The 13873-nt window shown below is 62.4% G+C and carries 16 protein-coding genes; 11 read left to right on the forward strand and 5 right to left on the reverse strand.

What is annotated here, in order from left to right:
* Nucleotides 1–14: 14 nt before the first annotated feature.
* The 3 genes from ACYQ47_RS26760 to ACYQ47_RS26770 form a co-directional block, all read right to left on the reverse strand.
* Complete coding sequence (locus tag ACYQ47_RS26760; protein WP_459907761.1) at nucleotides 15–371, reverse strand: hypothetical protein; 357 nt, start codon at nucleotides 369–371, stop codon at nucleotides 15–17.
* A gap of 144 nt (nucleotides 372–515) precedes the next feature.
* Entirely contained in the window at nucleotides 516–1469 is a 954-nt protein-coding gene (gene hslO / locus ACYQ47_RS26765) for an Hsp33 family molecular chaperone HslO (RefSeq protein WP_244825594.1), read from the reverse strand.
* A gap of 57 nt (nucleotides 1470–1526) precedes the next feature.
* Complete coding sequence (locus ACYQ47_RS26770; protein ID WP_244825592.1) at nucleotides 1527–2051, reverse strand: gamma carbonic anhydrase family protein; 525 nt, start codon at nucleotides 2049–2051, stop codon at nucleotides 1527–1529.
* 244 nt (nucleotides 2052–2295) lie between these two features.
* Between ACYQ47_RS26770 and ACYQ47_RS26775 the strand changes: the two genes are divergently transcribed.
* From ACYQ47_RS26775 to ACYQ47_RS26820, 10 genes are all read left to right on the forward strand, one after another.
* Nucleotides 2296–3141 carry a ferritin-like domain-containing protein gene (locus ACYQ47_RS26775; protein WP_250525994.1) on the forward strand — a complete coding sequence of 282 codons (846 nt, stop codon included), beginning with the start codon at nucleotides 2296–2298 and terminating at the stop codon, nucleotides 3139–3141.
* A gap of 35 nt (nucleotides 3142–3176) precedes the next feature.
* Nucleotides 3177–4061, forward strand: a complete 885-nt coding sequence (locus tag ACYQ47_RS26780) for an alpha/beta fold hydrolase (RefSeq protein ID WP_459907764.1) — start codon at nucleotides 3177–3179, stop codon at nucleotides 4059–4061.
* A gap of 76 nt (nucleotides 4062–4137) precedes the next feature.
* On the forward strand, nucleotides 4138–4980 hold the full coding sequence (locus ACYQ47_RS26785; RefSeq protein ID WP_250465179.1) for a 3',5'-nucleoside bisphosphate phosphatase: 843 nt from the start codon (nucleotides 4138–4140) through the stop codon (nucleotides 4978–4980).
* Nucleotides 4981–5088: 108 nt separating this feature from the next.
* Nucleotides 5089–5718 carry an L-threonylcarbamoyladenylate synthase gene (locus tag ACYQ47_RS26790; protein WP_244825584.1) on the forward strand — a complete coding sequence of 210 codons (630 nt, stop codon included), beginning with the start codon at nucleotides 5089–5091 and terminating at the stop codon, nucleotides 5716–5718.
* 105 nt (nucleotides 5719–5823) lie between these two features.
* On the forward strand, nucleotides 5824–6489 hold the full coding sequence (locus tag ACYQ47_RS26795; protein WP_244825582.1) for a site-2 protease family protein: 666 nt from the start codon (nucleotides 5824–5826) through the stop codon (nucleotides 6487–6489).
* Nucleotides 6490–6493: 4 nt separating this feature from the next.
* The gene (locus ACYQ47_RS26800; protein WP_244825581.1) at nucleotides 6494–7696 is read left to right on the forward strand and encodes a tryptophan--tRNA ligase; all 1203 of its coding nucleotides are present in this window, start codon (nucleotides 6494–6496) and stop codon (nucleotides 7694–7696) included.
* Nucleotides 7696–8292 (forward strand): class I SAM-dependent methyltransferase, encoded by a 597-nt coding sequence (locus tag ACYQ47_RS26805; protein WP_244825580.1) that lies wholly within the window; start codon nucleotides 7696–7698, stop codon nucleotides 8290–8292. Before ACYQ47_RS26800 ends, ACYQ47_RS26805 begins: the two co-directional genes overlap by 1 nt.
* A gap of 63 nt (nucleotides 8293–8355) precedes the next feature.
* Nucleotides 8356–9261 carry a 4-hydroxy-tetrahydrodipicolinate synthase gene (dapA, locus tag ACYQ47_RS26810; protein WP_250509232.1) on the forward strand — a complete coding sequence of 302 codons (906 nt, stop codon included), beginning with the start codon at nucleotides 8356–8358 and terminating at the stop codon, nucleotides 9259–9261.
* A 172-nt stretch (nucleotides 9262–9433) separates the two neighbouring features.
* A complete protein-coding gene (gene bamC / locus ACYQ47_RS26815; protein ID WP_244825578.1) occupies nucleotides 9434–10576 on the forward strand; it encodes an outer membrane protein assembly factor BamC in 1143 nt (380 codons plus the stop codon).
* Between the two features lie 27 nt (nucleotides 10577–10603).
* Complete coding sequence (locus ACYQ47_RS26820; protein WP_459907769.1) at nucleotides 10604–11377, forward strand: MBL fold metallo-hydrolase; 774 nt, start codon at nucleotides 10604–10606, stop codon at nucleotides 11375–11377.
* 111 nt (nucleotides 11378–11488) lie between these two features.
* Here the strand turns inward: ACYQ47_RS26820 and ACYQ47_RS26825 are convergent, their stop codons facing one another.
* Nucleotides 11489–11743 carry a hypothetical protein gene (locus tag ACYQ47_RS26825; protein ID WP_244825575.1) on the reverse strand — a complete coding sequence of 85 codons (255 nt, stop codon included), beginning with the start codon at nucleotides 11741–11743 and terminating at the stop codon, nucleotides 11489–11491.
* Between the two features lie 260 nt (nucleotides 11744–12003).
* Complete coding sequence (locus ACYQ47_RS26830; protein ID WP_459907772.1) at nucleotides 12004–13260, reverse strand: JmjC domain-containing protein; 1257 nt, start codon at nucleotides 13258–13260, stop codon at nucleotides 12004–12006.
* Between the two features lie 33 nt (nucleotides 13261–13293).
* Here ACYQ47_RS26830 and ACYQ47_RS26835 point away from each other — a divergent pair, with 33 nt between their 5' ends.
* Nucleotides 13294–13839 carry an FKBP-type peptidyl-prolyl cis-trans isomerase gene (locus tag ACYQ47_RS26835; protein ID WP_244825571.1) on the forward strand — a complete coding sequence of 182 codons (546 nt, stop codon included), beginning with the start codon at nucleotides 13294–13296 and terminating at the stop codon, nucleotides 13837–13839.
* Nucleotides 13840–13873 lie beyond the last annotated feature (34 nt).

A 13873-nucleotide genomic window follows, 5' to 3' on the forward strand; every position in this document is an offset into this window, starting at 1 on the left:
CGCGGGATTCGCCGTTACCAGGAATAGCCGGTGCCGATGCCTATACCCGAGCCCCAGTAAGGACCGCCATCCCAGCCGCCGCTGGAATAGCCGCCGTAGACCGTGACGGGCGGCGTGTAGTAGTTGGACATCATCTTGGCGTCGTTGCCGATGCTCGCAGCCTTCTGCGATTCGTTCAGCGCCTGTTTGTCGATGGCGTTATAGCGCGCCATCTGCTGCTCGGGCGTGAGCGTCTCTTGCGGGGGCAGCGGCGTGTTGGGCAAGCGGCTGTAGATTGGCGAAGGGCCGGGCGGGTCCATCGTGCAGCCAGCGACGAGCGCCAAGCCCAAAAGGCACGACGAAAGTTTCCAGTTGAGCGTTGCGGTTTTCATTTGCGACCTCCAGCGGGCCGGTACTGGGTTCTGCGGGGTGAAAATCATACCGTGCGGCAAGCTTGATGCATCAACCGATGCAAAAGCCGCGCCGGATCGGCAGATGCCCTCGCCAATCCCGCGCAAACCCAGGCGCCGCAAGGCTCAGTGCCGCTGACCGGGCGCCGGGCTCACCCCTTGTGAGAGCTCTTTTGCGACAAAAAGTTGCGCAACGTCCACCGGGTCGAACTCGTAGCGTTGATTGCAGAACTCGCAGTGAACCTCGACGCTGCCGCGCTCCTTGATGACGCTGTCCACCTCTTCGCGGCCGAGCATCTTCAGCATGCCGCCGACCTTTTCGCGCGAGCAGCTGCACTGGAAGCGCGCGGGCGCAGGCTCGAAGTGCTGCACGTTCTCTTGCCAGAAAAGTCGCCGGAACACCGTCTCGGGCTCTTCCTTCAGCAATTCCTCGGCGGAAAGCGTGCTGCCGAGATGACACACGCGCTGCCAAGTATCGGCGTCGTGTTCGCCCGGATGCGGCACGATTCCGCCATCGCCCGGCAGCTTCTGCAGCAGCACGCCGACGGCGCGGTCGGTGTTGGCCGCGAGCCAGATACGCGTGTCCAGCTGCTCGGAGTGATGCATGTAGTGTTCGAGCACTTCCGACATCGACGTGAGCGGCCCGTGCTCGCCCGACAACGGCACGATGCCCTGATACGGCTGCTGTCCCGGCCTCTTGTCGTTCGGGTCGAGCGTGATGACGCAGCGCCCCTGGCCATTGCGGTTGAGCAAATCGGCAAGCGACATGTCGCCGTCGAGCTGCTGTTCGTTCGCGTCATCGGAAAGCTTGGCCGTGGCGCGCAGCGACAGATTCGAATTGCACTGCACGACCAGCATTTTCACGGGGCCGTCGCCATATATCTGCATGATTAGCGTGCCGTCGAACTTGAGGTTCGCCGACAGAAGCGCGCACGCGGCCATCATCTCGCCGAGCACATTGCGCACCGCCTGCGGATAAGAACGGCGCGCAAGCACTTCTTGCCACGTATTGCGCAGCGAGACGATCTCGCCGCGCACGGGCGCCGCATTGAACATGAATTTTTGCAACTGGTCGTTCACAACTCTTCCTTGGGTGATGAGGCGAGACGCGCCGTCTTCGATAAGCGGATGAGCCGCTCAACCGATGCGCACGAGCTGCGCCTTGTAGAATTCGCGCCGGTCCGCGTAGCTCGCCGTGGCTCCGCGCATGCGGGCGATATCCGCTTCGCCGATTTCCCGCACCGCTTTGGCGGGTGCGCCGAGAATCAGCGTGTTGTCCGGAAAAACCTTGCCTTCGGTGACGATGGCGCCCGCGCCAACCAGACAGTTGCGGCCGATTACCGCACCATTCAAGACCACCGCCTGAATTCCGATCAGCGAGCCTTCCTTTACGGTGCAACCGTGCAGCATGGCCTGATGTCCGACGGTCACGTCGTTTTCGATCGTCAGAGGAAAGCCCGGGTCCGCGTGCAGCACCGCGCCTTCCTGCACGTTGCTGCCGTGACCGACGACGATCGGTTCGTTGTCGCCGCGCAGCGTCGCGCCGAACCACACGCTGGCATTTTCCTCGAGCGTCACCTGACCGATGATCGTCGCGGTGTCCGCGAGAAAGACGCTTTCGTGGATGGTGGGGGCGTCGTCGCCGAGTTTGTAGATGGCCACTGTGTCTCCTGGGCGTTGTCTTCGAAGGGTGGGATGCGCTCGTTGCCGTGTCGGGCCGCGCGAGGGCTACAATGCGCGCCTTTGTCGTATGTCGCTCCGCGCCTTGTCCAATTGGTTGGCCGCGCGGATTATTGCTTTCGGCGTGTCGTGCGTGCGCCGGGATTACCATTTTAGCCGGTTGCGCTGAAACGTCCTTCGCGCCGGCCGCATTCGCTTCCTGGCGTCTTTCGCTTAACCGAGCATCATGCAAAACGTTCCGACTTCCTTCACCGACGATGCCTGCATGCGCCGCGCGGCGCTCGCCATTCTCCGCGAGCGCGATCCGGTGACGAAAGCGCGCGACGCCCGCACGCTGTACGAGCGCGCGCTGAGCGGTGCGGCGCGCATCGACCCGGAGGTCGCGCTCGACGAACCGGACGACTTGCCCGGCCGTCCCGAGGCGCCGGAACTCGTCGAGCCGTCATCGCTCAAGCGCCGCAGCATGCAATCCGACGCGGGGCGCGCGGTGCTGCTGCACGCGCTTGCGCACATCGAATTCAACGCGATCAATCTGGCGCTCGATGCCGTGTGGCGCTTTCCTTCGATGCCCACGGCGTTCTACATCGACTGGCTGAAGGTCGCGGCGGAGGAGGCGCATCACTTCTCGCTGCTAACCGCGCGTCTGGCGCAATTCGGCCACGTCTACGGCGATTTTCCCGCTCACGACGGCTTGTGGGAAATGGCCGAGCGCACCCGCGCCGACGTGCTGGCGCGCATGGCGCTCGTGCCGCGCACGCTCGAAGCGCGCGGTCTCGATGCCTCGCCGCCCATTCGCAAGCGTCTCGCGCAGGCGGGCGACGAAGCGTCGGCAGCGATTCTCGATGTAATCCTGCGCGATGAAATCGGTCATGTGCTGATTGGCAACCACTGGTTCCGTTTTCTCTGCGACGCGGCGAGTCTCGAACCGCATCCTACTTACGAGCGTCTTGCGAAGCAGTATCACGCGCCGAAATTGCGTGGCCCGTTCAACTTCGAGGCGCGTCGCGACGCGGGCTTCGACGAGGCCGAGCTGCGCGCGCTCGCCGGGCTGGACGAGAACCCGTCGCTATAATCGAACGATCATCTTTTTCGAATGCGACACCGACCATGAAAGAATCGCGCTCCGAATTCGTCGATGCGCGCGGCGTGCGTCTGCACGTGCGCCGCTGGGGCTCGCCCGACGCGCCCATGCTTTTCATGCTGCACGGCTGGATGGACGTCGCGGCATCGTTCCAGTTCGTCGTCGATGCGCTCAAGGACGACTGGCAAGTGCTCGCGCCCGACGCACGCGGCTTCGGGCTGTCGGACTGGCCGGTGGCCGAGAAGGGCGGCGGCCATTACTATTTTCCGGACTATCTCGCGGACCTCGAAGCGCTCATCGACCATTTCGATCCCGTCGGCAAAGTGAACCTGATCGGCCACAGCATGGGCGCGAACTTCGCGCTGCTCTATGCGGGCGTGCGGCCGGCGCGGGTACGCCGCGTCGTCGATCTCGAAGGCTTTGGGCTGCCCGCGGCGCATCCGGCGCAGGCGCCCGGACGTATCGCTACATGGCTCGACGACCTGCGCGCGCCGCCACAACTGCGCAGCTATGCGACGCTCGATGAAGTCGCCGATCGGCTGATCCGCACCAATCCGCGCTTGGCGCCTGCTCGCGCGCGTTTTCTTGCGCAGCACTGGTCACGGCAGGAAGCCGACGGGCAATTTCATTTGCTCGCCGACCCGGCACACAAGCTGCGTGGTCCTGCGTTGTATCGGCTCGATGAGGTGTCGGCGGTCTGGAAGCGTGTTCAGGCGCCCGTGCTGCACGTCGAGGCGAAGGATTCGCCCACACTTGCGGGTTTCGCCGGAAAAATGCCGATTGCCGAGTTCAAGACGCGCTTCGAGGCGTTTGCCGACTGGCGCGAGGAAATCATCGATGAAGCGGGGCATATGGTTCATCACGATCAGCCCGAGCGAGTCGCCGCGCTCATCGAAGCGTTCTGCGCGTGAATGTGCACGCTAACGCGCGGCCAGGCGCAACGGCATCACCAGCACGTCATGCCGTTACAGTAAAATGTTAAAAATCATGAAGCCGACGATCAACGCCGATTTGCACTGCCATTCCACCGTCTCCGACGGCCAGTACGCGCCTGCGCAGGTCGCGGCGCGCGCGCACGCCGGCGGCGTCGGATTATGGTCGCTCACCGATCACGATCAGCTCGGCGGCCAGCGCGAAGCGCGCGAGACGGCCGAGGCGCTCGGCATGGGCTATTTGCCGGGCGTCGAGATTTCGGTGACGTGGGCCGGGCGCACGGTTCACATCGTCGGCATGAATGTCGATCCGGACAACGCGGAACTGCAGCGCGGGCTCGAAGCCACGCGTAACGGCCGCGCGGCGCGCGGCGTGGCGATCGGCGAAGCGTTGGCGGCAGTCGGTATTCCGAACGCGCACGAAGGCGCGCTGCGCCATGCCGAGGACCCCGACATGATTTCGCGCGTACATTTCGCGCGCTTCCTGGTGGAAGAAGGCTACGCCAAGACCACGTCCGACGTGTTCGCGCGCTATCTCGGCGAGGGCAAGCCGGGTTACGTCGGCCACTGCTGGGCGAAACTCGCCGACACGGTGAAATGGATTCGCAACGCGGGCGGCGAGCCGATCATCGCGCATCCGGGGCGTTACGATTACAGCCCGCTCGAATTCGCCGCGCTCTTCGACGAATTCATCCAGCTCGGCGGCCGCGCCATCGAGGTCGTCACCGGCAGCCACACGCCGGATCAGTATCGCGAATATGCGGATGTCGCGCGTCGTTACGGCTTCGAAGCCTCGCGCGGTTCCGACTTCCACGGCGCGGGGGAAGGGCGCGTCGATCTCGGTCAGTTGCCGCCGTTGCCGGACGATCTCACGCCGGTTTGGGAGCGTTGGCTGTAAGGCGTCCGCACGGCTCGTGCTCCCTGCGTCATCCGAATTTTCCGTACGCGCGGCACGCCTGGGCGCTCGCGTGGCGTTGCGGGCACGAGCGAACAAGAAGGCATCGTCATGTCTCAATTTTTTCGGATTCACCCCGACAATCCGCAGCCGCGGCTCATCAATCAGGCCGTGCAGATCATTCGCGATGGCGGGATCGTCGCGCTGCCGACCGATTCGAGCTACGCGCTTGCCTGCCATCTCGACGACAAGACGGCGGTCGAGCGTCTGCGCCGGATTCGTGGGATCGACGACAAGCAGTTGCTGTCGCTGCTCGTGCGCGATCTCTCGGAGCTGTCGAATTTCGCGATGGTCGACAACACGCAGTACCGGCTCATCAAGTCCGTGACGCCGGGCCCTTATGTGTTCGTGCTGCAGGCGACCAAGGAAGTGCCGCGCAGGTTGTCGCATCCGTCGCGCAAGACAATCGGGCTGCGCGTGCCGGATCACGCCATCACGCTGGCGCTGCTCGAAGCGTTGGGGCAGCCGTTACTCGGCTCCACGCTGATCCTGCCGCCCGACACGGAACCGCTCAACGACGCGGAGGAGATCCGCGAACGGCTCGAAAAGCAGATCGAACTCGTGATCGATGCAGGCGCTTGCCCGGCCGAACCCTCGACGGTCATCGATCTTTCCGGCGGCGAACCCGTGCTCGTGCGCGCGGGACGCGGTAGTCTGGAACCGTTCGGTCTCGCCGCGTAAGTTTTTCGTCCACGCGCTTAAATCCTGCACAAACCGCCGGCGCGGCGCTTGGCATCGCGCCGCCTTCGTCTGCTCTCGCCTGCCTGCTTGATACAATACCGCCCTATGGATGCTTCCCTGATACAAACCATCGCGGTCTACGCGCTCCCGGTGATCTTCGCGATCACCCTGCACGAGGCCGCGCATGGCTACGCCGCGCGTCTGCTCGGCGACAACACGGCCTACGTGCTCGGCCGTGTCTCGATGAACCCGATGCGGCATATCGATCCCATCGGCACTATCGTGATTCCTATCGTGCTGTATTTCGTGACGAGCGGCGCGTTCATGTTCGGCTACGCGAAACCGGTGCCGGTGGCCTTCGGCAATCTGCGCAATCCGCGCTGGGGCAGCCTCTGGGTCGCAGCGGCGGGTCCCGGCAGCAACTTCGTGCAGGCGCTCCTGTGGGGCGTGATCGCGGTGCTGCTCGCGGCTTTCAATGTCGACGAACCGTTCTTCACGCGCATGGCGGCCGCTGGCGTCGGCGTGAATCTCGTGCTCGGCGTGCTCAATCTCTTTCCGCTGCCGCCGCTCGATGGCGGCCGCGTGCTCATGGCGCTATTGCCGGTACGCGCGTCGATCGCGTTTTCGAAGCTCGAACCTTACGGTTTCTTCATCGTGATGGCGCTGGTCGTGACGGGCGTGCTCACACGCTACTGGCTGAGTCCGCTCGTCGGCGTCGGTTACGCGGCGGTATCGGCCATACTGAATCCCTTCGCTTCACTATTCCCATAAAACCATGTTCCCTGACCGTATCTTCTCCGGCATGCGGCCGACCGGCTCGCTGCATCTCGGCCACTATCACGGCGTGCTGAAAAACTGGGTGCGGCTACAGTCCGAATACCCGTGCTTCTTCGCCGTGGTCGACTGGCACGCGCTCACGACGCACTACGAGACGCCCGAGGTCATCGAGAAAAACGTCTGGGAAGTGCTGATCGACTGGCTCGCGTCGGGTATCGACCCGGCGCAGGCCACGCTCTTCATTCAGAGCCGCGTGCCGGAGCATGCGGAACTGTCGCTCCTGCTCGGCATGGGCACGCCGCTCGGCTGGCTGGAACGCGTGCCGACCTATAAGGAACAGATCGAAAAGCTGCGCGAGAAAGATCTCTCCACTTACGGCTTTCTCGGCTATCCGGTGCTGATGGCGGCGGACATTCTGCTGTATCGCGCCTCGCTCGTGCCGGTCGGCGAAGACCAGGTGCCGCACGTGGAGATGACGCGCGAGATCGCGCGCCGCTTCAACTACCTGTACGGCAAGGAACCGGATTTCGAGGAGAAGGCGCTCGAAGCCGCGAAGAAGTTGGGCGGCAAGCGCGCGAAGCTGTATCACGAATTGCGCGTGGCGTATCAACAGGAAGGCGATGACGAAGCGCTCGAACAAGCCCGCGCGATGCTGCAGGAATCGCAGAGCCTGTCGATGAGCGATCGCGAGCGCCTGTTCGGCTATCTGGAAGGCGCGCGCAAGCTGATTCTCGTCGAGCCGCAAGTGATGTTGACGGAAGCGTCGCGCATGCCGGGTCTCGACGGCCAGAAGATGTCGAAGTCGTATGGCAACACCATCGGCTTGCGGGAGGACGCCGAGACCATCGCAAAGAAAGTGCGCACCATGCCGACCGATCCGGCTCGCGTGCGCCGCACCGATCCGGGCGATCCGGACAAGTGCCCGGTCTGGCAACTGCATCAGGTCTATACCGACGAAGCCACGCACGAGTGGGTGCAAAAGGGCTGCCGCAGCGCGGGAATCGGTTGCCTCGACTGCAAGCAACCGGTGATCGAAGGCATCTTGCGCGAGCAGCAGCCCATGCTCGAACGCGCGCAGAAGTACATGGACGATCCTTCGCTGTTGCGCGCCATCGTCGCGGACGGTTGCGACAAGGCACGCAAGTTCGCCGTCGAAACCATGCGCGACGTACGCGAGGCAATGGGCCTGTCCTACAACTGATGGACGCTGGCACGCCGAGCGGTTGGGTCACGCGCTGGGCGCATCTCATTGCGCCCGGCGCTTCGGTGCTCGATGTCGCATCCGGAAGCGGCCGCCACGCGCGCTGGCTCGCGGCGCGCGGGCACGCGGTACTGGCCGTCGACCGTGACGCCGATGCGCTCGCCTCCATGTCCGCGCTTCCCGACATCGCGACGTTGTGCGCCGATCTCGAAGGCGCGCCGTGGCCGCTGGCTGGCGACCGGACGTTCGGGGCGGTCGTCGTTACGCGCTATCTGCATCGTCCGCTTTTCACGCATCTGATTCATGCGCTCGCGCCGGGCGGCGCGCTCATCTACGAAACCTTCGCGGCCGGCAACCAAACCGTCGGTAAACCGTCCAATCCTGCGTTTCTGCTCGAACCTGGCGAGTTGCTCGAAGCCGTGCGCGGCCGTCTGCGCGTGATCGCGTATGAAGACGGTTTCGTCGATGCTCCGCATCCTGCCTTCGTGCAACGAATCTGCGCTGTACTCGTTCCAGAGCCCGCAAAAGCCGGCGCGATTGAAGACACAACCGGTAACACACCCTCGGGTTGGCCACGTTACGAATTGACCGGCTAATCCGCTACAATCGCGGTATCGCGCTTTTTGCGACTAAATTTTCGATTAAATTCATAGAGTTTCATGACAAACGGAACACTTGGCGGCATCCAGATCCGCGGCAGCATTCCTGCCATCGTCACACCGATGCACGAGGACGGTAGTCTCGATTTGCCGGCGTTTCGAAAGCTGATCGACTGGCACGTCGCGGAAGGCTCGAATGGACTGGTCGTAGTCGGAACGAGCGGCGAGTCCGCCACCTTGTCGGTGGAAGAACACGTGCTGATGGTGCAGACGGCCGTCGAGCATACGGCCAAGCGCTTCCCGATCATCGCGGGCGCGGGCGGCAATTCGACGGCAGAGGCCATCGAGCTGTCGAAGCAGGCCAGAAAGGTTGGCGCCGATGCCACGCTACAAGTCGTTCCGTATTACAACAAGCCGACGCAAGAGGGCATGTACCGCCACTTCCGCGCGATTGCGGAAGCCGTCGACCTGCCGGTGATCCTCTACAACGTGCCGGGCCGTACCGTGGCCGACATGAGCAACGAGACCATCCTGCGTCTTGCCGAAGTGCCGGGCATCATCGGCGTGAAGGAAGCCACCGGCAACATCGATCGTGCGGCGCATCTCATCAAGCACGCGCCGGCGCATTTCTCGATCTATAGCGGCGACGATCCCACCGCCATCGCGCTCATGCTGCTCGGCGGCCACGGCAACATCTCGGTGACGGCCAACGTCGCGCCAAAGGCCATGAGCCAGTTGTGCCGCGCCGCGCTCGAAGGCGACGCCATCACCGCACGCCGTATCCATCTCGGCTTGCTGTCGCTGCACAAGCAACTCTTCTGCGAAGCGAATCCGATTCCGGCCAAGTGGGCGCTGCAAGCGCTCGGCCGCATGGAAGGCGGCATTCGTCTGCCGCTCACGCCGCTCGACGAGCGCTACCACGACGTGGTGCGCGACGCGTTGCGCGAAACCGGGCTGCTCGCCTGATCGGGCGCGGCGGGCGACCTTATCGAAATCATCGAGACGCCAGCACCGCCGCAAGTGATCGAAATGAGCCACTTCATCAGTCATCAACCGCCGTTCATTGGCCCCGTCGGCCCGCACGAATAACGCGGGAACGACGCGAGGCAATGCGTCATCAGCAGCAAAGAAGGACCTCATGAACCGTTCCGCTCTTCTTACTCAAGCCAAACGCCTGAGCGTGTTGTCACTCGGCGTCAGCGCCGTCTTCGCGCTTGCCGGCTGCGATACGCTCAACGACTGGCTCGCGCCGGACCGCGTCAACTACAAGGCTGCTGAGACCGCGCCCGCGTTGGCCGTGCCGTCCGATCTTTCCACCGCCGACATCAGCCAGCGTTACGCCGCGCCGCCGAAGGAAAACACGCTCGGCGGCACCGCCGCGCGTTCGGTCACGCCGGCCGGCAACACCACGCTCGGCGTGCCGACAGCGCAAGATCCGTACGGCATGCACGTGGAAAGCGATGGCGACCGCCGCTGGCTCGTCGTCGACGGCCGTGTGCCCGACCAAGTCTGGCCGCAACTGCAGGAGTTCTGGACGGAGAACGGCTTTACGCTCAAGACCGACTCGCCGCAGACCGGCATCATGGCGACCGACTGGGCCGAGAATCGCGCGAACATTCCGGACGACTGGTTCAGAAAGAGCGTCGGCAAGCTGATCGACTTCGCGTATTCGTCGGGTACGCGCGACATGTTCCGCACGCAAGTGGATCGCGCGGCGGACGGCTCGACCGACATCAACGTCACGCATAGCGCGATGGAAGAAGTGCTGACGGGTCAGGACAAGACTTCGTCGCGCTGGGAAACGCGTCCGCGCAATCCGGCGCTCGAAGCCGCGATTCTCGTGAAGATCATGCAGAAGTTCGGCCTGACCGAAGACCAGGGCAAAAAGCTCGTGACGCAGGCGCGTCCGGCGGGCGCGAAAGTCGCGGTCGATTCAGCCGCGGGCGGCTCGACGCTCGATCTGGCGGAACCGTTCGATCGCGCGTGGCTGCGCGTGGGCCTCGCGCTCGATCGCACCAACTTCACGGTGGACAATCGCGACCGCGCGAAGGGTCTCTACTACGTGCATTATTCGGACTCCATGGCGGAGCTGAAGAAGGAAGGTTTCTTCGGCAAGCTGTTTTCGAGCAACACGCCCATGCCTACACGCCAGTTCTTCGTCAACGTGAAGCCGAAGGCGGATGCGCTTACGCAGATCGCCGTGGTCGACGCCAACGGCCAGCCGGACAATTCGTCGGATGCGCAGCGTATCGTGTCCTTGCTGCACGCGCAGTTGAACTGAATATTCGCGTATCGACATGGACACATTGTGAGATTTGCGAGCCTTGGCAGCGGTAGCGAAGGCAATGCATTGCTCGTCGAGGCGACGAGCGGCACGACCACCACGCGCGTGCTGCTCGACTGCGGGTTCTCCGCGAAGGAAGCCGAGCGCCGGCTCGCGCGGCTCGGCTGCCGCGCGGACGAGCTCGATGCCATCGTCATCACGCATGAACACACGGATCATATCGGCAGCGCGCTGACGCTTGCGCGCAAGTGGTCCATTCCATTGCATATGAGTTGGGGCACGGCGCGCGCATGCGGCGCCGACGAAGCGAACGTACAGCTCAACGTGTTGTGGGGCGATGAGAGCGTCGCCATCGGCGATATCAGCCTCTTGCCTTACACGGTGCCGCACGACGCACGAGAGCCCTTGCAGTACGTGTTTTCGGACGGCTCAAGCCGTCTCGGCGTGCTAACCGACGTGGGTGTGTCGACGCCGCACATTCTGAACGTGTTGAGCGGGTGCGATGCGCTCGTGCTCGAGTCCAATCACGATATCGAAATGCTCGCGGGAAGCCGCTATCCGGCTTCGTTGAAGGCGCGCATCGGCGGAACGCACGGACACCTGAATAATGACGCCGCTGCTGCGATTCTCGCGGCGCTCGACCGTTCAAAGTTGCGTCATCTGGTTGCCGCGCATCTCAGTCAGCAAAACAATCTGCCGCATCTGGCGCAGGCTGCGCTCGCTAGTGTAGTGTGTGCGTCGGCGGTGGATGTCGTCGTTGCAACGCAGACCGAAGGGTTCGATTGGCTCGCGCTTTGATCATCTAAGCAACTCGCATAGAAAACGCAGGCACAAAAAAACCGGCTCAAAAGCCGGTTTTTTTGCATGCAAGCTGCAATGAAGCAGCCCGCACTAAGTAAGGACTCAACCTTACTGGCTTGCGCCCGAGGCCGGGGCAGCCGACGAAGCGGCAGCGTCCGATGCTGCGCCAGCAGCCGAAGCTGCGTCGCTTGCAGCGGCCGAAGCGCTCGATGCTGCAGCGTTTGCGTCCGAAGCAGCAGCCGCCGGTGCCGAAGCAGCCGACGTATCGCTTGCAGCGCTCGGAGCAGCCGAATCGCTAGACTTGTTGCATGCAGCAAGAGCAACAGCAGCCAACAGGGATGCTACGAGGAGGGATTTCTTCATGATCACGTCCTTTTATGGTTAAAGGTAAGCAACAGCGCAAAGTACCGGTAATGTGTGCTCCAACACCGACCTGGGCCGCTGTGGAGCCCCACAATATTTTTTTGTTGTGAGACATCCTACGGCTTGGCCGGAAATTATAGGCACTTTCGACGCGACCGTCGATAAATCGGGGGCCGATACGTTGTCTTTCTCATACAAATTTTCATATTGCGGGACAGCAAAACAATTAGTTCCGCAAATACTTGGCGGCACATTGGCTGTCAAGCAATTCGGATCAAAGAGTCCAGCTTAATCCAGCCCGCACAATACCATTCGTGCAGCAGCGATGTCATTGAAGAATCATCTGTAAGTGTTACAAAGCGTTTCCCTTCAAGGCAACGTGCATCGGCCAGTTCGGGAAGCCACTTTTTAGCCCTTGCAGTTAACGCTTCAGCCTCGCCATTAACAAAATAAGACGTCTTGTCATAGAGCAGAATAGTCTTACGGTCGAGCGTTATACCTGCCTTCTTCGCGCGCTCTACAAACTTTTGCTGATTAAGCGCACGCTCCGGCGGATCAAAAACGACATTCGCTTTCGGCTCACTCAAATAACTGCCTAAAAACGCCGCGATATCCTTTTCGGTCCATTTGATATCCGCAAGGATCGAGCCAACCCGGTCGAGCAGAAGCTGCGGCAAAAGCGCGGGTTTCGTAACCGGCTCCTGTTGCGGATCGCGATAGCGCGCCTGCGCTTTTGCGTTCGCCGGTGTATCGCCCATGCGTTCGGCTAGGTGATAGAGGAACTGCGCCGTGAGTTCTCGCGTGGAAGGCGCGCGAAAGCCGATAGAGCAAGTCATGCACTCGCCCTCGGCGATCCCGTCATGCGCGATATGAGGCGGCAGATACAGCATGTCTCCCGGCTCCAGCACCCATTCTTCCTCAGGCTCGAAGTGCTGTAAAACTTTCAACGGCATGTCGGGTTTTAACGAGAGATCGCGCTGTGCGCCGAAGCGCCAGCGGCGCTTGCCATGCACTTGAAGCAGGAACACATCGTAAGAGTCGAAGTGCGGGCCGACGCCGCCGCCATCCGTCGCATAGGAGATCATGAGATCGTCCAGACGCGCATCGGGGATGAAGCGAAAGCAGTTCATCAACGCGGCGGCGCGATCGTCATGCAGGTTCACGCCTTGCACGAGCAGCGTCCATTCGCGCTTCTTGACGGCCGGCAGTTCGTCGGATGCGAACGGTCCGTGCTCCATGTTCCACGTATTGCGAAAATGCGTGATGAGGCGCGATTCGACGTCGTCGAGATCGGCGAGTTCGAAGAGTTCGTCGCGCGACAGCGGCGCCTTCATGCCGGGGAACGCCTGGCGAATCAGGAGCGGCTTCTTCTGCCAGTAACGCCGCATGAACTGTCGCGGCGTGCGGTTGCCCAACAGAGGCGTAGGCTCGTCGGGTAACGGTGCGCCAGGCTTGTGCATGTTGGGACGCAGGCTGGAATCGGGGATGGGTGTTGCTTCAGGTGGCCGCTTGGGCATCGTATAATCGAGGCTTGTATCTTGGAGGATCCAATGAAAATTGCGAAAGACACTGTCGTTCTGGTCGCTTACAAGCTATCGGATGCACAAGGCAATCTGATCGAGGAAAGCGACGAGCCGATGGTCTATCTGCACGGCGGCTATGATGGCACGTTCCCCAAGATCGAGGAAGCGCTCGATGGTCGCGAACCCGGCTATGAAACGTCCATTCAACTGGAGCCGCAAGATGCATTCGGCGAGTACGACCCTGAACTCGTGAAGATCGAGGAACGCAGCCGTTTCCCCGAACCGCTCGAAGTGGGCATGCAGTTCGAAGGCACGCCCGAAGACGCCGACGACGAACTCGACTCGCTCATTTATACGGTGACCGACGTTGCCGAAGACAAGGTCGTGCTCGACGGCAATCATCCGCTCGCAGGCATGGCGCTGCGCTTCGCATTGTCGGTGCAGGAAGTGCGCACGGCCACGGAAGACGAAATCGTGCATCAGCACGCGCATGGCGCGGACGGCCTTCAAGTGGCCGACGACGAAGATGATGACGAAGAGCCGCCGAAAGACGCGGGCCCCACGCTGCACTGATCATCTTGTTTGATGCAACCCGAAAAGCGCAGCG

This window comes from Caballeronia sp. HLA56, from assembly GCF_054655155.1.